Origin of the sequence: Bradyrhizobium sp. AZCC 1578, from assembly GCF_036924675.1 — a bacterium.
GTDB lineage: Bacteria > Pseudomonadota > Alphaproteobacteria > Rhizobiales > Xanthobacteraceae > Bradyrhizobium.
In genome coordinates this window covers 3,687,976-3,710,519 of the sequence record NZ_JAZHRZ010000001.1, presented here as the reverse complement: position 1 = coordinate 3,710,519, position 22,544 = coordinate 3,687,976, and the positions used below count along the sequence as shown (strand labels likewise).

Below are 22,544 nucleotides of genomic sequence, written 5' to 3'. Positions count from 1 at the left end.
ACCGACGGTCGTTCAAGTACAGAATTTCGAAGGAGAGCAATTCATGGCCACAGCAGCTAACCAGATCGGTCGGGTCACCCAAGTCATGGGCGCCGTTGTCGACGTGCAGTTCGAAGGTCACCTGCCGGCCATTCTCAATTCGCTGGAGACCAAGAACGGGGGCAACCGTCTGGTGCTGGAAGTCGCGCAGCACCTTGGTGAGTCCACCGTGCGCACGATTGCGATGGACGCTACCGAAGGTCTGGTGCGCGGTCAGGAAGTGACCGACACCGGCGAGCCCATCGCAATTCCGGTCGGTGATGGCACACTCGGTCGCATCATGAACGTCATCGGTGAACCGATCGACGAAGCCGGTCCGATCAAGTCCGAAGGCAAGCGCGCCATCCATCAGGAAGCGCCGACCTACACTGACCAGTCCACTGAAGCCGAAATTCTTGTGACCGGCATCAAGGTCGTCGACCTGCTCGCCCCCTACGCCAAGGGCGGCAAGATCGGCCTGTTCGGCGGCGCCGGCGTCGGCAAGACCGTGCTGATTCAGGAATTGATCAACAACGTCGCCAAGGCCCATGGCGGTTACTCGGTGTTCGCCGGCGTCGGCGAGCGCACTCGCGAAGGCAACGACCTCTATCACGAGTTCATCGAGTCCAAGGTCAACGCCGACCCGCGCAATCCCGATCCGAGCGTGAAGTCAAAATGCGCGCTGGTGTTCGGCCAGATGAACGAACCGCCGGGCGCCCGCGCCCGCGTCGGCCTTACGGGTCTGACGGTCGCTGAGCACTTCCGCGACCAGGGCCAGGACGTGCTGTTCTTCGTCGACAACATCTTCCGCTTCACGCAGGCAGGCTCCGAAGTGTCGGCGCTGCTCGGCCGCATCCCCTCGGCGGTGGGCTATCAGCCGACGCTCGCCACCGACATGGGCGCGCTGCAGGAGCGCATCACGACCACGCACAAGGGGTCGATCACCTCAGTGCAGGCGATCTACGTGCCGGCCGACGACTTGACCGACCCGGCGCCCGCCACCTCGTTCGCCCATCTGGACGCGACCACGGTGCTGAGCCGCGCGATTTCGGAAAAGGGCATCTACCCGGCGGTGGACCCGCTCGACTCCACCTCGCGCATGCTCTCTCCGCTCGTCGTCGGAGAGGAGCACTATCAGACCGCGCGCATGGTTCAGCAGGTGCTGCAGAAGTACAAGTCGCTGCAGGACATCATCGCCATTCTCGGCATGGACGAGCTGTCGGAAGAGGACAAGATCGCGGTGGCCCGTGCCCGCAAGATCGAGCGCTTTCTGTCGCAGCCATTCCACGTCGCCGAAGTCTTCACCGGCTCGCCGGGCAAGTTCGTCGATCTCGCCGACACCATCAAGGGCTTCCGCGGCCTCTGCGAAGGCAAGTACGACCATCTGCCGGAAGCGGCGTTCTACATGGTCGGCACCATCGAGGAAGCCGTCGAGAAGGGCAAGAAGCTGGCTGCCGAGGCAGCCTAAGTTTGATGCCGTCATTGCCGGGCTTGACCCGGCAGTCCATCGGCCCAAGAAAACTTTCGTCTGATGGACCCGCTGGTCACTGCCAGCGGGTGACAGCAGAAAAGAACGGAAAGACCATGGCTACCTTCCATTTCGATCTCGTCTCCCCCGAAAAGCTCGCCTTCTCCGGCGAGGTCGATCAGGTTGACGTTCCCGGCGTGGAAGGCGATTTCGGCGTGCTGGCCGGCCACGCGCCCGTCGTGGCGGCGATCCGCCCGGGTATCCTGACCATCACGTCAGGCGACGCACATCAGAAGATCATCGTGCTCGGCGGCCTTGCTGAAATGTCGGAAGACGGACTGACCGTGCTGGCCGATGTCGCTACCTCGATGGCCGAGGTCGACCGCGCGCAGTTCGCCGAGACCATCGCCGAGATGGAAGCCAAGCTTGCCGAGAAGGAAGGCACCGAGCTCGATCACGCCATCGAGCGGCTGGACCACTTCAAGAGCATCCAGATCGAGCTCAACGCCACCGCCATGCACTAAGCCCCGGGGCACCGCTCCGGGGCTTAGTGAAGGCCCTGAAACGCCAGCGCTCGTCACACCGTGACGGGCGCTGAGCTTTTTGTGGCAGTATTTCTCTCGTAACGCTGCTGCCCGGGCACGGCTCGGCATCGCTCCAGCTAACGTCGCTGAACCGAGCCGCTGCTGTGGCTGCTGCTTGCTTCGGTGGCCGGTCCAACCGCAACGGTAACGGTTTGCGGCGCGCCGGAACGCTCGACGGTCAATCGCACCTGTTCGCCGATCCGCGCGAGTCCGATCCGGTTTCTCAACTGCGCGGCAGAGTGAATGGGGCGGTCGTCCGCCTTCAGCACGATGTCGCCCTTACGCAGGCCTGCCAATTCGGCCGGCGAGCCCGGGCTGACTTCGGCAATCCGCGCTCCCGCGCCGCGTCCGCCGTCGGTCGCGGGATTTAGTTCGCGCAGGGAGATGCCGATCCGGCCACGCTCGACGCGGCCGTTCTCGACAATCTGTTCCATTACGCGACGCGCCATATTGACGGGGATCGCAAAGCCGATGCCGACATTGCCGCCGGCCGGCGAAATGATCGCTGAATTGATGCCGACAAGCTCGCCCTTCAGATTGACCAGCGCGCCACCCGAATTGCCGGGATTGATCGCCGCATCCGTCTGGATGAAATCCTCATAGCCCTGTTTGCCGAGCCCGGTGCGGCCAAGCGCGCTGACAAGGCCCGAGGGCACGGTCTGGCCAAGGCCAAAGGGGTTGCCGATGGCGAGGACGAAATCGCCGACTTCGAGCGCGTCACTGTCGCCGAATGCGATCGCCTTCAGCGCGGCCGGCGATTGAATCCGCAACACCGCAATGTCCGTGCCGGGATCGCGCCCGACCACCTTGGCCGAGAGTTGCCGACCGTCCTTGGTCTTGATCTGAACCGTGGCGACCTGGTCGACAACATGGTTGTTGGTCAGGACATAGCCCTTCTGCGCATCGACGATGACGCCAGAGCCGGTGGCGTTGATTTCCTTCTCGAGCTGTTTCGGGACGTCGAAAAACTCCCGGAACAGCGGATCGCGATAGAGCGGATTGTCCTGGCGGATCTTGCCGTGCACGGCGATGTTGACTACAGCCGGCGTGACATCGCGCACCAAGGGCGCCAGCGTCGGTACTGTGCCGCCGGTTCGCAGGTTCGGAATTTGTCCCGAGGCCGGAGCTGCAATAGTCGCGGCGCCGACCAGGCCCGCCAGCACAATCGCGAAAAGTCGGTTCACGTGGGTTCTCGTCCGCGGATTAAGAAGGGTTCGGATCAGGAGCCGGCATGCGGTGCCGCGCCGTGCTGCGAGGCAAGCCATGGCGCCGCCCACAAGGCGGCTGCGTGGTTGATCCATGCAATGGCCAGAATGGCGGGTGTTAGCATGATGAGAGCCCCTGCAATTTCCAACGCGGCCGCCATCGCGTGCTGATTTCGGCACGCGGCCGGAGTTCTTCATCGCCGTCAAGCTGGCGCAGAGCGGCGAGGATGTCGGCGAGGCGGATGGTGTGACCCATGCCCGGAATCTCGCGCAGGCTCGGGCAGGATTCGACCGCGAAGATGTCGGATGCCCACGACGACAAAATCACCCGCTTCTCGGCGTCGGAAAGCTGCTGGTCGTTCAATACTTCATTTGGGGAGCCGTAATGTGCGGCGGGATGAAATAACGCAAATTCAGTGGTGCTCAGATCGGCCTTGCTCATCGACGCGTCTCCTTGCTCTCCTTTCGATCGAGACGTTGGTGGTGGCGACGGCGCACTGCGCCGCCGCCATTCTCGTCACTGATTGACGATGGGGATACGCTTGATGGCCGAACGGGCTTGTTCGGATTTCGGCAGCGTGATGGTCAAGACACCGTCATGGAATTTGGCTTCAGCCTTATCCTCGACGACGCCATCGAGCGGGATCTGCCGCTCGAACGCACCGTAATAGCGCTCGGTGAAGTACCTTCCGCCATTATCGGTCCGTTCGGATTTCTTCTCGCCGCGCAGCGTCAGAACGCCGTTGGCGATCTCGACCTGGACGTCCTTTTCGGTCAGTCCGGGCAGCTCAGCCGATACCTTCAGCTCCTTGTCGGTTTCGTTGAGCTCGATGCTTGGCCATCCGAAGCGACCTTCCATCAGCGGCGTGCCGAAACGGGCAGGCGTCGCGAAGCCACGGAAAACGTCATCGAACAGCCGATTCATCTCCCGGTGCAGGGTGAAGAAAGGATCGAAGCTGTCGCGCGTAGGCACAAGCTCCTGGTTTCTCGACCAGGGGATCAAATCACGAAAAGCCATAATATCCTCCTCACAGAGATTGCCATGTTGCTTTGCATTGGCTCGCGGCGCGGCCGGTTATCCGCGCACCGAGCCGGCATTGCCGAAGCGGCTCAGGCCGCCTTCTGCTCGATCTGGTGGGAAGCGCCGGCGTTGCCGATCGGGATGCGCCGCGGCTTCATCGCGTCGGGCACTTCGCGAACGAGATCGACGATCAACAGCCCGTCCTTGAACGAGGCCTGCTTGACCTGCACATAGTCGGCGAGATTGAACACCCGCCGGAACGGCCGGGCCGCGATGCCGTGATAGAGGTATTCGCGTTGCTCGGCGTCGGGCTTCTTGCCCTCGATGATCAGTGTGTCGCGTTCTGCGGTTACGGCAATATCGTCCATGCCGAAACCGGCAACCGCGAGCGAAATCCGGTAGGCGTCTTCGCCGCAGCGTTCGACATTATAGGGCGGGTAATTGTCGTCGGCCGAGTGCCGCAAGCTGCTGTCGAGCAGGTCGGCCAGGTGATCGAAGCCGATCGTGGAACGCCACAGGGGCGAGAAGTCAAAGGTCCTCATAACCAAGTCCTCCTAAGAGCAAGATGGATACGAAGGAGCGTCGGACACCGTCCGGCGCCCGCTCAACTCGCCGGACCCAGGCTGGCATCCGGCACCGCTGTCGGCGGCAGAAATCGAATTAGAAATCGATCGAAAAGTTTCAAGACCGGCGGGCCAAATTTTGCACCGTCACGCGGTAGTCGGATGCTTAGTCGGGCGTTAAGCCGCCCGACCCCGGTCCTGCCGATGTCGAAGGCGCCGTTCGCACAACCGGGTGAGGCCGGGCGCGCGCAGCCATTTGCCCGATATTGCGGCCCGCGGGCTGGGCCTGCATTTCACCCGGCCTTTGGCCGACGGCGAGCAGCATGAACAAGGCTCGGTAGCCCTGATAGCGGGCAGCCGGCCGGCTGCGTTCTCGGCCGCTCATGATCAGCCTGCCGCTCTCGTCTGTTACCCGCCATTCCCAACTCCGGCGGCGCTTGGTTACGGTCACGTCCTTCATGTCAGGCAAACATCGCATCACGCTCGCCATTCCCGGCCGTGGCCGGATCGGCTGACAAGCGCCGCGCCGCAACGGGCATCTCAGGCCGCCGACGAGATCGGCGGCTCCGGTCGGTGAGAATGCTGTTCCGGGGCCTGGAAGGTGAGCGGAAACGTAGAGGCAGCGAGTCTTTCCAGAGCCGACTGTTCTTCGGAGAGCCGCTTTTCGATGTACTGTTGTTCAAGCTCTGTCAGCCTGGTTTTAAGAAGACGGCGATAACGGTCGATATTGTTGCGATGTGTACGCAAACGGGCCAGTTTTTCGTCGATCATCTTCGTCATCCCTTGACGGTCGCTCTATCGTTTCCTCTGAGTGGGTTACGGCGGAGAATCCGCTTTGCGCAAAAAATATTCAGCGACAAACCACTGTCAAGCGCCTCGCATCCACCGTGTGGTTAGACGCAGTCTAGAGCCTTTCGGTTCGATAGAATCTAGCGGGCGTATTCCGCGAACTGCTGCACCACCATCCGGTACACGTCGCGCCGGAATGGCACCACGAGGTCCGCGACACGGTCGAGCCTTTCCCAGCGCCAGGAATCGAATTCGGCGGGCTGGCCGTTACGCGGCGTCAGCGGGTCGATCTCGTCGTCGCGGCCGGTGAACCGCAATGCGAACCATTTCTGCCGCTGGCCGCGGAATTTCGCCAAGCGATGGTCGACCGGCCCATCATACGGCGGAAATTCGTAATTCATCCAATCGGTCTCGCCGAGGTATTCGGCGCTGACCGCCCCGGTCTCTTCCCAGAGTTCGCGCATGACAGCATCGCGCGGGTTCTCGTCGGCGTCGATGCCGCCCTGGGGCATCTGCCATTCCAGACCCGAAAAGATGATTTCCGGCCCGTCGTCACGGAAGCGGCGGCCGATCAGCACCTGACCCGAGGTGTTGAACAGCGCGATTCCCACGTTGGGGCGATAGGGCTTGTCGGACATGTCCTGATAAGTGCCGGTTCGCGTCACGATAGACGCGTCACAAAGAAAGTGGCTAGCCGCCCGCTAGGCTGGCGAATTCCTTGACCACACGCTCATAGACTGGCCGTTTGAACGGAACGATCAGGTTCGGGAGATTCTTCATCGGCTCCCAGCGCCAGCTAACGAATTCGGCCTTGTGGCCGCCGCCGGGGCTGGCGACGTTGATCTCGTTATCCTTGCCGGTGAAACGCACCGCGTACCATTTCTGCCGTTGCCCGCGATAACGGCCCTTCCAGGCGCGGCCGGCCACCGTACGTGGAATGTCGTAGATCAGCCAATCCGGGACTTCACCAAGCTTCTCCACCGAGCGAACGCTGGTTTCCTCGTAAAGCTCGCGCTTGGCGGCCTCCCAAGTATCCTCGCCGGGATCGACCCCGCCCTGCGGCATCTGCCAGACGTGGGATTCGTCGACATGCTCGATGCCGCCAGCGCGCCGGCCAATGAAAACCAGCCCGGCTGCATTGATCAGCATCATGCCGACGCAGGTCCGGTAGGGCAGGTCCTCGTAGCGCGCCATTTCCGTCAGGACTCCTATAGCTGCAGCAAGTCACCCGCAAACCGGCCGGGGCGGCGCAATCCGAGGGAGCCCGGATTGCTGCCATCAGGTTGATCTCTAGCCTGATTTTGATTTCAGCATCGCCGTTGTCAATGGCACAAGCATGATGCCGCGGGCCTCGAGAGTCTTGATCCAGGCGGCAATCCGCTCGATCGAAACCGGTAGCGCCGAGGCGACGCCCACAGCCAGTCCGCGCTCCTTGGCGAGCGTTTCCAGTTTCACCAGCGTCCGGTCGATTTCGGCCGAAGTCGGCACGGCATCGATGGTGAAATCGGCCGTGGCGAAGGGCATCGATTGGGCTGCCGTCAGGGACGGCGCGGCGCTTCGCGGCGAGGAGCCGTCATCGAGATAGCCGAGGCCGCGCTTGGCTGCCTCCCGGATAATCGGCTGCATCACTGTGTCAGTGGCCGTGAAACGCGCCCCCATGAAATTGGCGATCCCGGCATAGCCCTGGAACCGGCTGAGGTGCCAGTGCAGCCGGTCGATGTTCTGCTCTGACGTCAGCGTGGTGAGCAGGGTCTGCGGGCCGGGGTCGTTATCGGGATAATCGAACGGCTCCATTGGAACCTGCAGCAGGATCTCGTGGCGCTGCGCGCGGGCCCGCTCGGCCAACTTGGCGGGATCTGCCCCATACGGCGTAAACGCCAGGGTCACGGCCGGTGGCAGTTTCATGATGGCATCGGTCGTCTTGGCAGCGCCGACGCCGAGGCCACCGATGACGATGGCGACCACCGGCATCTTCGCGGCCTTGGTGCGGTCGGCGTCGGCCGCGTAGACAGTGAAGGGTTTCAGACCGTCGGCAACCGCCGGGATCATGCCGTAGCGCGACTTTTCGAGGAGCCGCTGATCGATGCCGGCCATCGCGGTTGCCGGCGCGGAGTCCGAGCCGGACTTGTCGGCGGCATCGCTGCCGATCACGACGTCCTGGCGCTTGCCGCTGGAGCCATCGATGATGGTGACGGTCTTGTTATCGCCCCTATTGTCGGCGGCCGGGGATGGCCTTTTTGCGGCCTGTTCGGTGTGGCCGGAAGCCGCCGGCTGCTTGTCGTCCCCCACAGGCCCGCGCAATGCGACGTGGGCGACGGGCTCGCCACCCAACGGATTGTCGGTAAACAGAGCGATCGTCAGGAAGGCGATCAGGAACAGGCCGAGCAGCATGGCCAGCGCCTGCACCGCGGTGAACGGCAGCCGAAACCGCCGCTTCTGGCGCTCCGTCTTCTGTCCAAGCGGCGTGCTCAGTTCGTCGGCCGTTTCCGTCATAGACCTCCCCGAATCAACCGCGCTGACGATACCACGAGGAGTCGGATTCGAGCGCTGCGCCGCGCGCAAAAGGACCTCGCCTGGCCTCGCCAGGGCAAGCTGACGGCCCGAAGCGCAACAAAAAGGCGGCCCGGAGGCCGCCTTCTCTTCACGGAAATTTACGGGGCTATGATCAGTTCGCCGCCTTGGCGGGCTTGTCGACTGCCGCCTTGTCGCCGGGCGCCGGTGCGCTGCTTGCCGTCGACTTGATGCCGTGCAGCAGGTCGGCGGCGGTCTTCAGCGCCTTGTCGTCCTTGGCGTCCGGCGGCACGTAGGACTGCGAGCCGGTCTTCTCGTCGCCGTCGGTCTTCAGATGGCCACGCAGCGAGGCCTCGCCCTTGGTGTCGGTGCGCGCCTTCAATTCGTCCGGCACGTCCTGGAGCACCTCGATATCGGGCACGATGCCCTTGGCCTGGATCGACTTGCCCGACGGCGTGAAGTAGCGCGCGGTGGTGAGGCGCAGCGCGCCGTTGCCGCTGCCGAGCGGGATGATGGTCTGCACCGAGCCCTTGCCGAATGAGCGCGTGCCGACAAGCGTCGCGCGCTTGTGGTCCTGCAGCGCGCCGGCGACGATTTCGGAAGCCGAAGCCGAGCCGCCGTTGACCAGCACGATGATCGGCTTGCCCTTGGTCAGGTCACCTGCATGGGCGGCGCGGCGCTGGGTTTCCTCGGCATTGCGGCCGCGGGTCGAGACGATCTCGCCGCGCTCCAGGAAGGTGTCGGAAACGGTGACCGCTTCCTCCAGCAAGCCGCCGGGATTATTGCGCAGGTCGATGATGTAGCCCTTCAGCTTGTCGCCGATCTGGTTCGAGAGGTTGCCGATCTCGCGCTTCAGGCCTTCGGTGGTCTGCTCGTTGAAGGTGGTGACGCGGATATAGGCGATGTCGTCCTGTTCGACGCGCGCGCGTACGGAGCGGACGCGGATGTTGTCGCGCACCAGCGTCACTTCGATCGGATTTTCCTGGCCCTTGCGGATGATCTTGAGACGGATCTTGGTGTTGACCGGTCCGCGCATCTTCTCGACCGCCTGGTTGAGGGTGAGACCCTGCACGGCTTCGTCGTCGAGATTGGTGATGATATCGTTGGCCATGATGCCGGCCTTCGACGCTGGCGTGTCGTCGATCGGCGAGACGACCTTGATCAGCCCGTCTTCCATCGTGACCTCGATGCCGAGCCCGCCGAACTCACCGCGGGTCTGTACCTGCATGTCACGGAAGCTCTTGGCGTCCATGTAGCTGGAATGCGGATCGAGGCCGGTCAGCATGCCCGAGATCGCCGATTCGACCAGCTTGGAGTCGTCGGGCTTCTCGACATAGTCGCTGCGCACGCGTTCGAACACGTCGCCGAACAGATTGAGCTGGCGGTAGGTGTCCGACGTCGCCGCACGCGCACTCGATCCCATCAGCACGGAACGAGGCTGCGTGACGAAGAGCGTCAAAGCCGCACCGGTGGCGGCGCTGAGAAGAATTACAGAAGTCTTGCGCATCATCCGCGAACCTTTTCGCCTTCACTTGCGGCCCACCATGGGCCTGAGTCGATTGGAGTGCCGTCTTTGCGGAACTCGACGTAGAGCACCGGCTGGCTCGCGGTCGTCGCGAGGATGGATGCGACTTGGGATGTTGTTCCCATGGTCGCGACCGGCTCTCCCGTAAGTACAAACTGGCCGATGTTTACCGAAATGCGCTCCATCCCGGCGATCAGGACATGATACCCGCCCCCGGCATTGAGGATCAAGAGTTGTCCGTAGCTGCGGAAGGGTCCGGCGTAAACAACCCAGCCGTCACACGGTGTTGTGACCTGGGCCCCGGCGCGCGTCGCCAAAGAAATGCCTTTTTCCACGCCGCCCGCGCCGTCGGAACCGCCAAAATTGCGAATCTTGCGGCCATTGACCGGAAAAGCGAACAGCCCCTTCGCAGAAGCGAATGCGATGGCCGGGCTCAGCCGGGCGGGATCTTTCAATGCTCCCAGATTGGGCTTGCCGCCCGGGGCAGCCGGGGCGCCCTGCAGGCTGGCGGTCGCGGCCGCCTTGGCGGCGCTCTTCAGATCCTGTTCCATTTTCCCGATCAGACCCTGCAGGCTGTCGACCTGCCTGGACAGGTTGATGGCGCGTGCGCCTTCGGCCTCCATGTCCTTTTCGATCGCGCTCTGCTTGCGCTGTCGTTCTTCCACCAGCGCCGCCAGTCGGATGGAATCATCCTTCAGCCTGTCGCGGTCCCGCGCAAGTATGTCGCGCTCGGTGGCGATGTTCTTGCGCAGGGTCACGAGCTCGCCGAGGTCGGCGGCAAGCTTCTCCGCGCGGCCGCGCAGCTCGGGGACGACCGCGCCGAGCAGCATGGCGGTGCGCAGCGACTGCAGTGCGTCCTCAGGCCGGACCAGCAGCGCCGGCGGCGTGCGCCGGCCGGCGCGCTGCAAGGCCGCCAGCACCTCGATGATTTCAGCGCGGCGTGAATCGAGCGAGGCGCGGGCCTGCTGCTCGCGGTTGTCGAGCGGACGCAATCGTCCCTCGGTCTCGCCGATGCGGGTTTCGATGTTGCGCACCTGGGTAGCGATGTCGATCAGTTGCTGGTTGAGCTTGGAGCGGTCCTGCCCGATCGCGGCGATGTCGGCCTTTAGCTTCTGTTGCAATTCGGCCGCCTTGCGCTGCTCCTCGCGCGCGGCTTCCAGCTCCTGCTCACGCTGCTTGATGGCATCAGGCGAAACGGCAGTTGCTTGCTGCGCGGTTGCGGCGGGTTGCGCCGCCGCCGGCAAAAGCGACGTCATGGCAAAGCTTGCGGACAGCAGGATCACGGGAAGCGAGACGGCTGACATCAGCGGTGCGCCGCGATGGCCGGTGTCAGGGTATGAATGAATGTGCTGCGTTGAATGCATCCGGCCTATTCAGCGTTCTCTGTATTCACGTCACCGTGCCTTACGCGCGGTGGTAGGGGTGGCCGGCCAGAATGGTGGCGGCCCGATAAATCTGTTCAAGAAGCATGACGCGAACCATTTGATGCGGCCAGGTCGCCGAGCCGAACGCAATGCGTAATTTAGCCTTGCGCTGCAAATCGGGCGAAAGTCCGTCCGCGCCGCCGATGGCGAAAATTGTGTTGGCGACCCCTTCATCCCGCCAATCGCCGAGCTGTCGGGCGAAGGTCGCGCTATCGATGTTCTTGCCGTGCTCGTCCAGCGCCACTAGCATGGATTTCTCCGGTATCGCCGCCGCGATCGCGGCGGCCTCCTCCGATATCCGGGTCGCAGTATCGCGTGCGCGGCTTTCGGGAATTTCATGGATCGAAAGACCGCGAAAACCGAGCCTGCGGCCGATGTCCTCGAAGCGCTCGCGGTAGCGTTCGGCCAGCTCCTGCTCCGGGCCCTGCTTCAGCCGGCCTATTGAAACCACGACGAGGCGCATCAATGCTGTTTCTGGCGTGCACTTTCCGGCACGCGTTTCGGCGCGCGCGCTTTTCGCGCGCGCTGGCAAACTACGTGCGCCTTAGCCGATTCGCATCGGCCGAGGTTTCAGATCGCTGCCGCCGCCGGGTTTTGCGTCCACAACCTTTCAAGATTGTAGAATTCGCGCACCTCGGGTCTGAACACGTGCACGACCACATCGCCGGAATCGATCAGCACCCAGTCGCAATTGGGCAAGCCCTCGACATGGATGTTCCTGATGCCGGTTTCCTTCAGGGCTTTCGTGACGTTTTCCGCAATCGCGCCGACATGCCGGTTGGCCCGGCCTGACGTGACGATCATGTAGTCGGAAAAGGCGGATTTGCCGCGAAGGTCGATGGTGATCGTTTCTTCCGCCTTCATATCGTCGAGGCGGGAGAGGATCATATTCAGCGTCTTGTCGGCGTCGGGTTGCGCCTTCAAGGCTGCAGCTTGTGTCGATGTTTTACCCGTGTTCTTGGCGGACTTGCCAGAAGTCTTGCTAGTTGCCTTGGGTAAAACAGACTTGGACTTGGACAATACAGATGTGGCCAGGGACCATTCCTTTCACTGTATCGCGAACGCCGAATCCCGACGTCCGCGGACCATATTAGGCATGTGGGGTTAATGGTTTCAATATTCCAGTGACCCCACCCGCCGGTTCAGACCGAACTGTCACTTCTTTTTTGCCTTCCAGCTCCCGTCGGAGTTCCGCAGGCCCGTCGACGACAGGTTCAGTTTCATGCCGGGGAGGAAAACCCAGGCCGGCGCCTGCTGATCGGCTAGCCGGGCCGCCTGATTCTCGGGCAACCTATACCGCGCCAGCGCCTGGGCAGCCGGCGCGGCGAGCGCCCGGAAACTCTGCGGCGGACGATCGATCACGGCGAGCGGCACCTCGGCAGCGATACGCCGCCAATCCTTCCAGCGATGGAACTGCGCGAGATTGTCGGCGCCCATGATCCAGACGAAGCGCACGCCGGAAACGCGGCGACGCAAATGAATGATCGTGTCGACAGTGTACTTGGTGCCGATGACAGCTTCGAGACAACTGATATCGATGCGCGGATCGTCGGCGACGTCGCGCGCGGCACTCGCCCGTTCGCCAAGGCCGTGCAGCCGGCCGGTATCCTTGAGCGGATTGCCGGGGGTCAGCAGCCACCAAACGCGATCGAGCTTCAAGCGCTTCAGCGCAAACAGGCTGATGGCGCGATGCGCCGCGTGTGGCGGATTGAATGAGCCGCCGAGCAGGCCGACGCGCATGCCATTGGTATGGAAGGGAATGGCTTGCGCGGCGGATTGCAACTTCATCGGACGGGTCACCGCGGGCGCGGGCTTGCGGTCACGGCCGCGTCTGCCCGGTGCCGTGAACGCGGTATTTGAAGCTGGTCAGTTGCTCGGCTCCGACCGGCCCGCGGGCGTGGAATTTGCCGGTGGCAATCCCGATCTCGGCGCCGAAGCCGAACTCGCCGCCATCGGCGAACTGTGTCGACGCGTTATGCAGCACGATCGCCGAATCGACCTCTCTGAGGAATTTCTCGGCCGCTTTGGCATCCTCGGCCACGATCGCATCGGTGTGGCGCGAGCCGTGGTTCCGGATGTGCGTGATGGCCCCGTCAACGCCGTCGACGACACGCGCGGCGATGATGGCATCGAGATACTCGGTATCCCAGTCATCGTCGGACGCCGGCTTCACCCGCGCGTCGACCTTCTGCACGGCGTCGTCGCCGCGTACCTCGCAGCCGGATGCGATCAGCATTTCGATCAGCGGCTTCAGATTGGCGGCGGCGCCCGCGCGATCGACCAGCAGCGTCTCGGCGGCGCCGCAGACGCCGGTCCGTCGCATCTTGGCGTTCAACACGATCGACTTGGCCATATCGAGATTGGCGGTGCCGTCGACATAGACGTGGTTGACGCCTTCGAGATGCGCAAACACCGGCACGCGCGCTTCCGTTTCAACCCGCGCCACCAGGCTCTTGCCGCCGCGCGGCACGATGACGTCGATGCCGCCGTTCAGGCCTGACAGCATCAGCCCGACCGCCGCGCGGTCGCGCGTCGGCACCAGCGTGATCGCGGCTTCCGGCAGACCGGCCTCGCGCAGGCCCTGTACCAAGGCTTCGTGAATCGCCCGGCAGGAGCGGAAGCTGTCTGAGCCGCCGCGCAGGATCACCGCATTGCCGGACTTCAGGCAGAGCACGCCGGCGTCGGCCGCGACATTGGGGCGGCTCTCGAAGATCACGCCGATCACGCCGAGCGGCACGCGCACGCGCTCGATGGTCATGCCGTTCGGCCGCTGCCAGCTTTCGGTGACGGCGCCGACCGGATCGGGGATGCCGCGCACAGTCGCAACGCCATCGGCCATCGCGTCGATGCGCGCCGGTGTCAGCGTCAGGCGGTCGATGAAGGCCGAGGTCGCGCCTGTGGCGCGGACTTCCGCGACATCCTCGGCATTGGCCGCAAGAATGTTTGCCGCGTTGGCGCGGATCGCCCGCTCGATCGCCTCCAGCGCCCGGTCCTTCTGCTCCGGCGGCGCCAGCGCCAGCATCCGCGCGGCGTCGCGCGCTTGGGAGGCGAGGTCGGTCATCAAAGCGGGCAAATCGGCGTTACCGTCGATAGCCTTGAGCGGCGCGGTCATCGGAGGTCTCAGGGTCAAGAGTAAGGTTATGTGCTAGCACGGAAATCCCGCTTTTGCGAGGTCCGGAACCGGCATGGCTGGCTGCCGGTACCACTCGGCCATTGGCCTACTTGGCTGGAATGGCTCCACTAGGGCCCACCACCAGATCGTCGCGGTGGATCATCTCTGCCCGGCCGCTGATGCCAAGGATTGCCATCACGTCCGGCGAGGAGCGGCCTTTGATCTTCTCCGCATCCTCGGCGTCGTAGGCGACGAGGCCGCGGCCGATCTCGTGGGTATCGGGGCCGCGCACCACCACCGCATCGCCGCGGGCGAACTGGCCGTCGATCCGGATCACGCCGGCCGGCAGCAGGCTTTTTCCCGCGCGGAGCGCTGCGACCGCACCTGCATCGATGGTCAGCGTGCCCTTCGGCTCCAGCGAGCCCGCGATCCATCGCTTGCGCGCGGTGACGGGATTGGCCGGCGTCAGGAACCAGGTGCAGCGTCCGCCGTCTGATATCGCCTGCAGCGGATGTTCGATCTTGCCCGACGCGATCAGCATATGCGTGCCTGATGTCGTCGCGATTTTCGCCGCCTCGATCTTGGTGAACATGCCGCCGCGCGACAGTTCGGATTCGGCGGCGCCCGCCATGCCTTCGATCTCCGAGGTGACGGACTCGACGATCGGAATCAGCTTTGCGTTGGGATTGGCGCCGGGCGGCGCGTCATAGAGCCCGTCGATATCGGACAACAGAATCAGCAGATCGGCGCTCGTCATGGTGGCGACGCGCGCGGCAAGACGATCATTGTCGCCGTAGCGGATCTCGTTGGTGGCGACCGTGTCGTTCTCGTTGATCACGGGTACTGCGCGCCACTCCAGCAGCTTGGCGATGGTCGAGCGCGCGTTGAGATAGCGGCGGCGCTCCTCGGTGTCCTGCAGCGTTACCAGGATCTGCCCGGCGCCGATGCCATGAGCGGCGAGCACCTCCGACCAGATCCGTGCCAGCGCGATCTGCCCGACGGCGGCGGCGCCCTGGCTTTCTTCCAGCTTCAGCGGGCCACGCGGCAGTTTCAACCGGCTGCGTCCGAGCGCGATCGAGCCTGACGAGACGACGAGAACATCGCGGCCCTCGCCGTGCAGCTTGGCAATATCGGCGGCCAGCGCCGACAGCCATGCCGAACGGACTTCGCCAGCATTGGAGTCGATCAGCAGCGAGGAGCCGACCTTGACGACGATGCGGCGGAAGTTTTTGAGCGCGGGGCGTTTCATGATGCGGTCGGCTGATGCGGATGGTCGGAAGCAATACGCGCCAGTCCCCTGATTTGGAAGTGGCGCGGCCGCGGGAAGGCTAACTTTGTATCAGCCCTGCGGCGGCGGGGCCGGCGCCCACGGGTCCTGACCGCCCTTGGCCTTCAGAGAAACCGGGGCCTCGCCGATGACTTCGACCAGCGCTTTCAGCGCTTCCGGCACGCCTTCGCCGGTGGCGGCGGAGAGCAACAGCGGCGCCTTCTTCGCCGCGCGTTTCAGCCGGTCTTTCTGCTTCTTCAGTTCATCCGGCGCGACTGCATCGATCTTGTTGAGCGCGACGATCTCGATCTTCTCGGCGAGATGCCCCTCATAGGCTTCGAGCTCGGTCCGCACCGTCTTGTACGCTTTTCCGGCGTGTTCGCAGGTTGCATCGATCAAATGCAGCAGCACGCGGCACCGCTCGACATGGCCCAAAAACCGATCGCCGAGGCCGGCGCCTTCATGCGCGCCTTCGATCAGGCCGGGAATGTCGGCGAGCACGAACTCGCGGCCCTGCGCGTTCACGACGCCGAGCTGCGGATGCAGCGTGGTGAAGGGGTAGTCGGCGATCTTCGGCTTGGCCGCGCTGACGACGGAAAGGAAAGTCGACTTGCCGGCATTGGGCAGGCCGACGAGGCCGGCGTCCGCGATCAGCTTCAGCCGCAGCCAGATCCAGCGCTCCTCGCCTTCCTGCCCGGGATTGGCATTGCGTGGTGCGCGGTTCGTGGAGGATTTGAAATGCGCGTTGCCAAAACCGCCATTGCCGCCTTCGGCGAGCACGAATTTTTCGCCGAGTTCGGTGAAGTCGTGGATCAACGTCTCGCGGTCCTCGTCGAATATCTGCGTGCCGACCGGCACCTTGAGAACGATCGGTTTGCCGTTGGCGCCATGGCGGTCCTTGCCCATGCCATTGGTGCCTTTCTGCGCCTTGAAGTGCTGCTGGTAGCGATAGTCGATCAGCGTGTTCAGCCCATCGACCACCTCGACGATGACGTCGCCGCCGCGACCGCCATTGCCGCCGGAGGGCCCGCCGAACTCGATGAACTTCTCGCGGCGGAACGCCACGCAGCCGTTGCCGCCGTCGCCGGAGCGGATATAGACCTTTGCCTCGTCAAGGAATTTCATGATTTCTACTATAGCGTTTTCGAGCGAAGTGGACACCGGTTCGCGTCAAGAAAACGCGTCAAAACAAAGACTTTACAGACTGGTTCAATCAGAACCAGTCTGTAGTTAGGGCAGGGGCTCCCGCGCGGCAACCCTCAAGCACCGCAACATTGGCGAAAAGCCTTAATTTTCGGGCCTTTTTCGGAACCGGAAGCCACGGCCTCCTATGAGGGCGGTCGCCGGCGAACCAGGAATTTCTGCATTCCTTCCAGCACGAGCTCCTTGCGCTGATTGAACACCGTCGAGCGCAGCGTCACGACGCCGGTGGTGCGACCGGGGACGAGTTCGATCACCTCGAGCGCGGGGTAGATGGTGTCACCGGCATAGACCGGTTTCAGGAACCTGCTCGATTGCTCGAGGAAGCCGACCAGCGAGTCCTCGACGAGATAGGGGAACAGGCCTGCACCCGGCGCGGTGTGGACCAGCGTTTGGAAGCCATGGGCGAGCAGGTCAGGCATGCCGCGGGCGCGGCAATATTCGACATCGTAATGGATCGGATGGGTATCGCCGCTCGCGGTCTGGAACGCGGCGAACACCGCCGAGGTCTGGGTCCGGCTAGGAATGACGAAACGTTCGCCGAGCACGAAATCCTCGAACCAGCGCTGTTCGCTCACCATGCGATGCTGGGCGGGGTCGAACTCGGTCATCTCGGATTTCCTGCCGTTTTTGGAGCGATACCGGTATCGCAGCGCTGTAGCTGCGGCAAATCGATCCATCTCAATTGGTCATACCCGGGCAATAGCGCGAAGCGCGTCTTCGCGCTAAATGTCCCCGGGCATCCGCGTCTCGACAACGTGGCTAGCACAAAGAAAGTGGATGGCCGGACGCGCTGGCCATGACGAAGAGCAACAAGCAGGAAACGTCATGAGCCTGTTCGGCAAAATCTCGACCTATGACGAGCGCTCCGCGCGCTTGGCCGGCATTGGATTGATGCTGCTGTCAATCTTCATGTTCTCGTTCGGCGATGCGCTTGGGAAATTCATGGTCGCGACCTATTCGGTCGGGCAGTTGCTGTGGCTGCGCGCCTGCGCGGCGCTGCTGGTGCTGTTGCCGGTGATCTGGAAGCAGCGCGCCGAGTTCTCGCGCCTCGAGCGGCCGTGGCTGCAGCTATTGCGCGTGACGCTCTCGACGCTCGAGGTTGCGGCGTTCTTTCTCGCCACCGTCTATCTGCCGCTCGCCGACGTCATCACCTATTATCTGGCCTCGCCGATTTTCGTCACCGCGCTCTCCGGCATCGTGCTCGGCGAGCGGGTCGGCTGGCGGCGCTGGACCGCGATCCTGGTCGGATTCTGCGGCGTCCTGATTGCGCTGCGCCCGTCCACGCAAACGGTAAGCTGGCCGGCAATGATCGCGCTCGGCGGCAGCCTGTCGTTCGCGTTCCTGATGCTGATCACGCGCTCGCTGCGGGACACGCCGGATATCGTGCTGACGACCACGCAGTTCGGCGGCACGTTCCTGCTCGGCGCGCTGATGTCGCCGATCGGCTGGGTGACGCCGAGCGCCGGCAGTCTCGGCCTGTTTGCCGCGGCGGGCGTGGTTTCCGTCGTTGCACTCTTGTGCATCAACCGGTCGCTGAAACTTGCGCCGGCCAGCGTCGTGGTGCCGTATCAATATTCGATGATCGTGTGGGCAGTGATCTTCGGCTTCGTCGTGTTCGGCGACGTGCCGTCAATCTCGACCCTCGTCGGCGCCGCCATCATCATCGGCGCGGGCATTTATATCTTCCTGCGAGAACAGAAGCTCGGGCGTGAAGAAGCGGTGGTCAATCCGCCGGCGTGAGATCCACCACAGCCGCCGTCCCGGCCAAGCGAAGCGCGAGCCGGGACCCATACCCACCATCATCAATTGTAGAAGCGAGCCGGAGCGACAGCTTGATTCAACAGCTTGATTCAACAACGTGGTCCTGTGGTTATGGGTCCCTGCGTTCGCAGGGACGACGGTGTTGTTGTCGAGCGAGCCTATCGCTCCCTTCGCGTCGAACTTCCCCAGTTCTTCAGTGATGCCCACACGCTGCGTGTCAGGCGGAAGCGGTCGACCGGGGTCGAGCATCCCAGCGCTTCGAAGCGGTGCAACTCGACACCGCTCCACTGGAAGCCGCATTTCTCCAGGATGTTTCGCGACCCCGGGTTGGCGCAGCGGGCGCCCGAAATCAGATGTTCGGCGTCGAACTCCTCGAAGAAAAAATCGATCACGGCGCGTGCGGCTTCGGTGCCGAAACCCTGGCCCCAATGCGCGACGCCGAGCCAATAGCGCGAGTTCCGGTGCATCCGGGTCAGCGCGGTCGATGCCGACCATGCCGATCGGCGAATAGTTGTGTTCGATCAGAAACACCGTCTCGCTGTTATCGGTGGCGTTCGCCCGCACGAATTCGACCGCGTGGTCCTGCAGGTAGGGATGCGGCAGGCGGCGGGTGTTTTCCGCAATGCGGCGATCATTGGCGAGATGCGCAATCGCTTTTACGTCCGCGAGCGTCGGCCGGCGCAGTGTCAGCCGTTCGGTCTCGAGGACGCAACTACTCGTCTGACACAGCGTCGGGGTCTGGATCGGGATGTCCTGCAACATGTCGGGCTCCTGATTGCGAATATGCGCAAATTAAAAAGGGGAGGCCGGTTTCCCGCCTCCCCTGGAGCCCATTTCGACTCCGCCGGTTCAACAGGATCCGGCAGACTCGAATTTTGTCCACCGTCTATTCGGCCGCCTCCGTCATCGGAACTACCGATACGAAGGTGCGGCCATTGGCTTTTGCACGGAATTCGACATGACCTTCGACTTTGGCAAAGAGAGTATGGTCGGTGCCCATGCCGACATTAAGGCCGGGATGCCAGGTGGTGCCGCGTTGACGCGCGATAATGTTGCCGGGAATCACGTGTTCGCCGCCATACGCCTTGATACCAAGGCGCTTGCCCGCTGAATCGCGTCCGTTTCGCGATGAACCGCCTGCTTTTTTGTGAGCCATGGCCCGTCTCCGATCTCTCGAATATTTCTAGATCAATTCCTTGACGGAATCATTTCACTTTTTCTCACGCCTCAACTTTCGTCGAGGCGCATTACTTGCGATCGCTCTAGCCGTTCGCGGCGGCTTTCCTGGCCGCTACTTCTTGGCGGCCTTCGCCGCCTAGTCGTCCTTGGCAGCCGGTGCGGCGACCTTTTCCCTCTTCGGCCGCGGGCCGATCGAAGGCTTGGCGTTATCGGTCAGGATCTCGGTGACGCGAAGCACCGTGATCTCGTCGCGATAGCCGCGCTTGCGGCGCGAATTCTTGCGGCGACGCTTCTTGAACGCGATCACCTTGGGGCCGCGCTTGTGGTCCAGCACTTCGGCCGCAACGGAAGCGCCTGCCACCGTCGGCGCGCCCAGCATCGGCGTGTCACCGCCGACCACCAGAACTTCACCAAGCTGCACGATCGTGCCGACTTCGCCGGCGATCTTGCCTATCTCGAGCACATCATCCGGAACGACGCGGTACTGCCGGCCGCCGGTTTTGATGACTGCGAACATCGTTTTTTTCCTTCGTGTTCGATCCCGGCCTCGGACGTATTCCCGAAAGGGCTGTCCGGGTCGGCTTTTTGGTCAGTCGTTATGGGTACGATTTTCGCGCGGCCGGGGAGCAAACCCCTTAAGATTTCGCGCAAAACAAGCGGCGCGAGAAATCCCGCGCCGGATGCGGGGACTTATAGCCGCAGAATGCCGTGAGTCAAGGCAAAGAGGCCCCAAAACCGGCCAACAATGAAGGATTTGGGCCAAAAAAGCGCGAATGGCTACTCGCCCTTCCATGAAACCAATGGGTTCCCCGCCCGTTGTCGCCAGCGAAGATCCGGCAGGGGCTCGGCACATGGCAGACGACAGCATAACGACCACGGGGATTGCCCGCCACGGGGCCACCCGCCTGCCGTCGGTCGAGGTCGACAGTTTCAACATCGAGTTGAAGGACGATGAGGGCTTTCTCGGCGACCGCGCCAGCAAGGGAGCCTTCCGCAAGATCCTGGACAGCTTGCGCAAGCCGCTCAGGAAGAACGGCGACGATCCCTTGGGCAAGAAGTCCGCCGGCGAGATTCCCAAGGACGATCTCGATGAGGCGTTGGTCGGCGCCGATGTCGGCGCCGCCGCGCTGGTGCATAGCGCGATCGAGGAATTCGCCCAGGAACTGGCCTATGTGACGCGGCGGTTCCTCAAGACCAAAGCGTGGGCCGATACCGAGCGCATAGTGGTGGGCGGTGGCTTCAGGCAGAGCCGGGTAGGCGAGCTCGCGATCGCCCGCACCGACATCATCCTCAAGGCGGAGGGGCTTGAGGTCGATGTGGTGCCGATCCGCTTTCATCCCGACGATGCCGGCCTGATCGGCACGCTGCATCTGGCGCCGTCCTGGATTTTCGAGGCCCATGACAGCATCCTCAGCGTCGATATCGGCGGCACCAACATCCGTTGCGGCGTGGTCGAGACGCGCTGGAAGAAAGCACCCGATCTTTCCAGGGCTGAAGTGTGGACGTCCGAACTGTGGCGGCATGCCGACGATGAGCCGACGCGCGAAGGTGCGGTGAAGCGGCTGGTCAAGATGCTGAAGGACCTGATCGCGGCCACAGAGGCCGAAGGCCTGAAGCTTGCGCCCTTCATCGGCATCGCTTGTCCCGGCGTGATCGACGAGGACGGCTCGATCGAGAAGGGCGCGCAGAACCTGCCCGGCAATTGGGAGAGCAGCACGTTCAACCTGCCGACAAGCCTGGTGGAAGCGATCCCGCAGATCGGCGATCACGACACCGCCGTGGTGATGCACAATGACGGCGTGGTGCAGGGCCTCTCCGAAGTTCCCTTCATGCAGGATGTCGAGCACTGGGGCGTGTTGACCATCGGCACCGGCCTCGGCAATGCGCGCTTCACCAACCGGCGAAAGGACAATGGCAAGGATGAGAAGAAGGCCAAGAAGGGCCGGGATTAGTAGCTTTTACGCGGGTAGTAAGGTTGACTGGTTAGGTTAAAACCGGGTTCGCGTTGCCGTTTCGCGCCGCCTTGCTACCGTCATTTCGTCGCTCCGGCTGACCGGCGAAGCCGCACTTCCCGGCCAGGATTTCAAAGCAGCGGCACGGGACCGTCAGTTTTTGTCGCGTCTGGCGGTCCCACCTCTTTTCCAACAGCCGACTGGGGCCGCTTTTGGCGAATTTCTCCACCCTGCGCCTTGTCTGCCCCGGCTTCCTCGCCTAGAACACGCCCCGACCGCAGGGCCGAATCCGGCCCGCCTTGGCGCCTGGAGAGGTGGCAGAGTGGTTGAATGCACCGCACTCGAAATGCGGCATAGGTGCAAGCCTATCGGGGGTTCGAATCCCTCCCTCTCCGCCAGCGCGCTGGTTCTTTCCAAGCAAATTGTCCGAGCCGAATGCACGGAGCGGCAATGAAGATTGGACCGCAGCCGGACAAATGGCTCCGAAAGAAAGCCAAGCAAGGCATGCGCGGCTATCCCGTCGGCACGATCGCCTTCTATGGTCCTGACAACCAGCGCGCTTCGAAAGTTGCCGTTTCTGTCATTCCGCAGGAAGGAGCCGAGCCCAAACTGCACCGGTGGTTTTCGGAAGCCGGCGATGTGCGGACGGACAAGACTATTCTCGCCGAGATCACCGCGTATTTGCGCCAGCATTCGGCGCGGTCGGTAGCGATGGCGGATGGAATCATGGGCTGTCCTCACGAAGAAGGGATCGATTATCCGATGGGCGAATCTTGCCCCCGATGCCCGTATTGGAAGGGACGAGATCGGTGGACCGGGGAATTGGATCAAGGTTGATGGTCGCAGGCACTATCTCCGCCTGGACGTGCAACGACTCGATAGCGAGCGTTTCATCCGAAGAGGAGCTTGAGAATCCCTCGGTCCGCTACCCTCCTTCGCTTGCTCTTCGGCGCAACGAGCCA

General features: G+C 63.1%; 24 protein-coding genes, 1 tRNA gene and 1 pseudogene. 6 read left to right on the top strand and 20 right to left on the bottom strand.

Features of this window, described 5'->3' with window-relative positions:
- Window positions 1-43: 43 nt before the first annotated feature.
- Both atpD and V1290_RS17625 read left to right on the top strand, forming a co-directional pair.
- On the top strand, window positions 44-1,486 hold the full coding sequence (gene atpD, locus V1290_RS17630) for a F0F1 ATP synthase subunit beta (RefSeq protein ID WP_028348512.1): 1,443 nt from the start codon (window positions 44-46) through the stop codon (window positions 1,484-1,486).
- Window positions 1,487-1,602: 116 nt separating this feature from the next.
- Window positions 1,603-2,010 (top strand): F0F1 ATP synthase subunit epsilon, encoded by a 408-nt coding sequence (locus tag V1290_RS17625; RefSeq protein WP_334365582.1) that lies wholly within the window; start codon window positions 1,603-1,605, stop codon window positions 2,008-2,010.
- Window positions 2,011-2,147: 137 nt separating this feature from the next.
- Here the strand turns inward: V1290_RS17625 and V1290_RS17620 are convergent, their stop codons facing one another.
- The 17 genes from V1290_RS17620 to V1290_RS17540 all read right to left on the bottom strand — a co-directional run bounded on the left by V1290_RS17620 (window position 2,148) and on the right by V1290_RS17540 (window position 17,298).
- Window positions 2,148-3,254 carry a trypsin-like peptidase domain-containing protein gene (locus V1290_RS17620; protein WP_334365581.1) on the bottom strand — a complete coding sequence of 369 codons (1,107 nt, stop codon included), beginning with the start codon at window positions 3,252-3,254 and terminating at the stop codon, window positions 2,148-2,150.
- Window positions 3,255-3,393: 139 nt separating this feature from the next.
- Window positions 3,394-3,717 (bottom strand): hypothetical protein, encoded by a 324-nt coding sequence (locus V1290_RS17615; protein ID WP_334365580.1) that lies wholly within the window; start codon window positions 3,715-3,717, stop codon window positions 3,394-3,396.
- A 75-nt stretch (window positions 3,718-3,792) separates the two neighbouring features.
- Window positions 3,793-4,293, bottom strand: a complete 501-nt coding sequence (locus V1290_RS17610) for an Hsp20/alpha crystallin family protein (RefSeq protein WP_334365579.1) — start codon at window positions 4,291-4,293, stop codon at window positions 3,793-3,795.
- A 92-nt stretch (window positions 4,294-4,385) separates the two neighbouring features.
- Window positions 4,386-4,838 carry an Hsp20 family protein gene (locus V1290_RS17605; RefSeq protein WP_213250974.1) on the bottom strand — a complete coding sequence of 151 codons (453 nt, stop codon included), beginning with the start codon at window positions 4,836-4,838 and terminating at the stop codon, window positions 4,386-4,388.
- A 561-nt stretch (window positions 4,839-5,399) separates the two neighbouring features.
- Complete coding sequence (locus V1290_RS17600) at window positions 5,400-5,630, bottom strand: hypothetical protein (protein WP_334365578.1); 231 nt, start codon at window positions 5,628-5,630, stop codon at window positions 5,400-5,402.
- 158 nt (window positions 5,631-5,788) lie between these two features.
- The gene (locus V1290_RS17595; RefSeq protein WP_334369073.1) at window positions 5,789-6,286 is read right to left on the bottom strand and encodes an RNA pyrophosphohydrolase; all 498 of its coding nucleotides are present in this window, start codon (window positions 6,284-6,286) and stop codon (window positions 5,789-5,791) included.
- A 52-nt stretch (window positions 6,287-6,338) separates the two neighbouring features.
- A complete protein-coding gene (locus tag V1290_RS17590) occupies window positions 6,339-6,842 on the bottom strand; it encodes an RNA pyrophosphohydrolase (protein ID WP_057842610.1) in 504 nt (167 codons plus the stop codon).
- A gap of 96 nt (window positions 6,843-6,938) precedes the next feature.
- Window positions 6,939-8,141, bottom strand: coding sequence for a divergent polysaccharide deacetylase family protein (locus V1290_RS17585; RefSeq protein WP_334365577.1), 1,203 nt, complete (start codon window positions 8,139-8,141; stop codon window positions 6,939-6,941).
- 172 nt (window positions 8,142-8,313) lie between these two features.
- Window positions 8,314-9,669, bottom strand: a complete 1,356-nt coding sequence (locus V1290_RS17580; protein WP_334365576.1) for a S41 family peptidase — start codon at window positions 9,667-9,669, stop codon at window positions 8,314-8,316.
- Window positions 9,666-10,940 (bottom strand): murein hydrolase activator EnvC family protein, encoded by a 1,275-nt coding sequence (locus V1290_RS17575; RefSeq protein ID WP_334369071.1) that lies wholly within the window; start codon window positions 10,938-10,940, stop codon window positions 9,666-9,668. Before V1290_RS17575 ends, V1290_RS17580 begins: the two co-directional genes overlap by 4 nt.
- A gap of 148 nt (window positions 10,941-11,088) precedes the next feature.
- A complete protein-coding gene (rlmH, locus tag V1290_RS17570; protein ID WP_334369068.1) occupies window positions 11,089-11,571 on the bottom strand; it encodes a 23S rRNA (pseudouridine(1915)-N(3))-methyltransferase RlmH in 483 nt (160 codons plus the stop codon).
- Between the two features lie 107 nt (window positions 11,572-11,678).
- Entirely contained in the window at window positions 11,679-12,032 is a 354-nt protein-coding gene (rsfS, locus tag V1290_RS17565; RefSeq protein WP_334369066.1) for a ribosome silencing factor, read from the bottom strand.
- 231 nt (window positions 12,033-12,263) lie between these two features.
- Window positions 12,264-12,896, bottom strand: coding sequence for a nicotinate-nucleotide adenylyltransferase (locus tag V1290_RS17560; protein WP_334365575.1), 633 nt, complete (start codon window positions 12,894-12,896; stop codon window positions 12,264-12,266).
- Between the two features lie 31 nt (window positions 12,897-12,927).
- Window positions 12,928-14,220, bottom strand: coding sequence for a glutamate-5-semialdehyde dehydrogenase (locus V1290_RS17555; protein WP_334365574.1), 1,293 nt, complete (start codon window positions 14,218-14,220; stop codon window positions 12,928-12,930).
- Between the two features lie 106 nt (window positions 14,221-14,326).
- Window positions 14,327-15,469: a glutamate 5-kinase gene (gene proB / locus V1290_RS17550; protein WP_334365573.1), complete on the bottom strand. Its 1,143-nt coding sequence runs from the start codon at window positions 15,467-15,469 to the stop codon at window positions 14,327-14,329.
- A gap of 90 nt (window positions 15,470-15,559) precedes the next feature.
- Window positions 15,560-16,612 carry a GTPase ObgE gene (obgE, locus tag V1290_RS17545; protein WP_334365572.1) on the bottom strand — a complete coding sequence of 351 codons (1,053 nt, stop codon included), beginning with the start codon at window positions 16,610-16,612 and terminating at the stop codon, window positions 15,560-15,562.
- 203 nt (window positions 16,613-16,815) lie between these two features.
- Window positions 16,816-17,298 carry a MaoC family dehydratase gene (locus tag V1290_RS17540; protein WP_334365571.1) on the bottom strand — a complete coding sequence of 161 codons (483 nt, stop codon included), beginning with the start codon at window positions 17,296-17,298 and terminating at the stop codon, window positions 16,816-16,818.
- A gap of 217 nt (window positions 17,299-17,515) precedes the next feature.
- Here V1290_RS17540 and V1290_RS17535 point away from each other — a divergent pair, with 217 nt between their 5' ends.
- The gene (locus tag V1290_RS17535) at window positions 17,516-18,430 is read left to right on the top strand and encodes a DMT family transporter (RefSeq protein WP_334365570.1); all 915 of its coding nucleotides are present in this window, start codon (window positions 17,516-17,518) and stop codon (window positions 18,428-18,430) included.
- A 179-nt stretch (window positions 18,431-18,609) separates the two neighbouring features.
- Here V1290_RS17535 and V1290_RS17530 read toward each other — a convergent pair.
- The 3 genes and pseudogenes from V1290_RS17530 to rplU all read right to left on the bottom strand — a co-directional run bounded on the left by V1290_RS17530 (window position 18,610) and on the right by rplU (window position 20,147).
- Window positions 18,610-19,213, bottom strand: a pseudogene (locus V1290_RS17530) (GNAT family N-acetyltransferase).
- A gap of 124 nt (window positions 19,214-19,337) precedes the next feature.
- Window positions 19,338-19,607 (bottom strand): 50S ribosomal protein L27, encoded by a 270-nt coding sequence (rpmA, locus tag V1290_RS17525; RefSeq protein WP_028348532.1) that lies wholly within the window; start codon window positions 19,605-19,607, stop codon window positions 19,338-19,340.
- Window positions 19,608-19,766: 159 nt separating this feature from the next.
- Complete coding sequence (rplU, locus tag V1290_RS17520; protein ID WP_334365569.1) at window positions 19,767-20,147, bottom strand: 50S ribosomal protein L21; 381 nt, start codon at window positions 20,145-20,147, stop codon at window positions 19,767-19,769.
- A 334-nt stretch (window positions 20,148-20,481) separates the two neighbouring features.
- Here rplU and V1290_RS17515 point away from each other — a divergent pair, with 334 nt between their 5' ends.
- The 3 genes from V1290_RS17515 to V1290_RS17505 all read left to right on the top strand — a co-directional run bounded on the left by V1290_RS17515 (window position 20,482) and on the right by V1290_RS17505 (window position 22,419).
- Window positions 20,482-21,582, top strand: coding sequence for an ROK family protein (locus V1290_RS17515; RefSeq protein ID WP_334365567.1), 1,101 nt, complete (start codon window positions 20,482-20,484; stop codon window positions 21,580-21,582).
- A 308-nt stretch (window positions 21,583-21,890) separates the two neighbouring features.
- A tRNA-Ser gene (locus V1290_RS17510) sits at window positions 21,891-21,980 on the top strand.
- Window positions 21,981-22,032: 52 nt separating this feature from the next.
- A complete protein-coding gene (locus V1290_RS17505) occupies window positions 22,033-22,419 on the top strand; it encodes a hypothetical protein (RefSeq protein ID WP_334365566.1) in 387 nt (128 codons plus the stop codon).
- Window positions 22,420-22,544 lie beyond the last annotated feature (125 nt).

Bases quoted from the DNA above. Each gene is read 5' to 3' on its own strand.
- V1290_RS17540 (WP_334365571.1), bottom strand. From the start codon at position 17,298: ATGACCGAGTTCGACCCCGCCCAGCATCGCATGGTGAGCGAACAGCGC.
- V1290_RS17585 (WP_334365577.1), bottom strand. From the start codon at position 8,141: ATGACGGAAACGGCCGACGAACTGAGCACGCCGCTTGGACAGAAGACG.
- rplU (WP_334365569.1), bottom strand. From the start codon at position 20,147: ATGTTCGCAGTCATCAAAACCGGCGGCCGGCAGTACCGCGTCGTTCCG.
- V1290_RS17605 (WP_213250974.1), bottom strand. From the start codon at position 4,838: ATGAGGACCTTTGACTTCTCGCCCCTGTGGCGTTCCACGATCGGCTTC.
- V1290_RS17535 (WP_334365570.1), top strand. From the start codon at position 17,516: ATGAGCCTGTTCGGCAAAATCTCGACCTATGACGAGCGCTCCGCGCGC.
- V1290_RS17590 (WP_057842610.1), bottom strand. From the start codon at position 6,842: ATGGCGCGCTACGAGGACCTGCCCTACCGGACCTGCGTCGGCATGATG.
- V1290_RS17600 (WP_334365578.1), bottom strand. From the start codon at position 5,630: ATGATCGACGAAAAACTGGCCCGTTTGCGTACACATCGCAACAATATC.
- V1290_RS17595 (WP_334369073.1), bottom strand. From the start codon at position 6,286: ATGTCCGACAAGCCCTATCGCCCCAACGTGGGAATCGCGCTGTTCAAC.
- V1290_RS17615 (WP_334365580.1), bottom strand. From the start codon at position 3,717: ATGAGCAAGGCCGATCTGAGCACCACTGAATTTGCGTTATTTCATCCC.
- V1290_RS17580 (WP_334365576.1), bottom strand. From the start codon at position 9,669: ATGATGCGCAAGACTTCTGTAATTCTTCTCAGCGCCGCCACCGGTGCG.
- V1290_RS17515 (WP_334365567.1), top strand. From the start codon at position 20,482: ATGGCAGACGACAGCATAACGACCACGGGGATTGCCCGCCACGGGGCC.
- V1290_RS17555 (WP_334365574.1), bottom strand. From the start codon at position 14,220: ATGACCGCGCCGCTCAAGGCTATCGACGGTAACGCCGATTTGCCCGCT.
- obgE (WP_334365572.1), bottom strand. From the start codon at position 16,612: ATGAAATTCCTTGACGAGGCAAAGGTCTATATCCGCTCCGGCGACGGC.
- V1290_RS17575 (WP_334369071.1), bottom strand. From the start codon at position 10,940: ATGACGTCGCTTTTGCCGGCGGCGGCGCAACCCGCCGCAACCGCGCAG.
- V1290_RS17625 (WP_334365582.1), top strand. From the start codon at position 1,603: ATGGCTACCTTCCATTTCGATCTCGTCTCCCCCGAAAAGCTCGCCTTC.
- atpD (WP_028348512.1), top strand. From the start codon at position 44: ATGGCCACAGCAGCTAACCAGATCGGTCGGGTCACCCAAGTCATGGGC.
- rlmH (WP_334369068.1), bottom strand. From the start codon at position 11,571: ATGCGCCTCGTCGTGGTTTCAATAGGCCGGCTGAAGCAGGGCCCGGAG.
- rpmA (WP_028348532.1), bottom strand. From the start codon at position 19,607: ATGGCTCACAAAAAAGCAGGCGGTTCATCGCGAAACGGACGCGATTCA.
- proB (WP_334365573.1), bottom strand. From the start codon at position 15,469: ATGAAACGCCCCGCGCTCAAAAACTTCCGCCGCATCGTCGTCAAGGTC.
- V1290_RS17560 (WP_334365575.1), bottom strand. From the start codon at position 12,896: ATGAAGTTGCAATCCGCCGCGCAAGCCATTCCCTTCCATACCAATGGC.
- V1290_RS17610 (WP_334365579.1), bottom strand. From the start codon at position 4,293: ATGGCTTTTCGTGATTTGATCCCCTGGTCGAGAAACCAGGAGCTTGTG.
- V1290_RS17505 (WP_334365566.1), top strand. From the start codon at position 22,033: ATGAAGATTGGACCGCAGCCGGACAAATGGCTCCGAAAGAAAGCCAAG.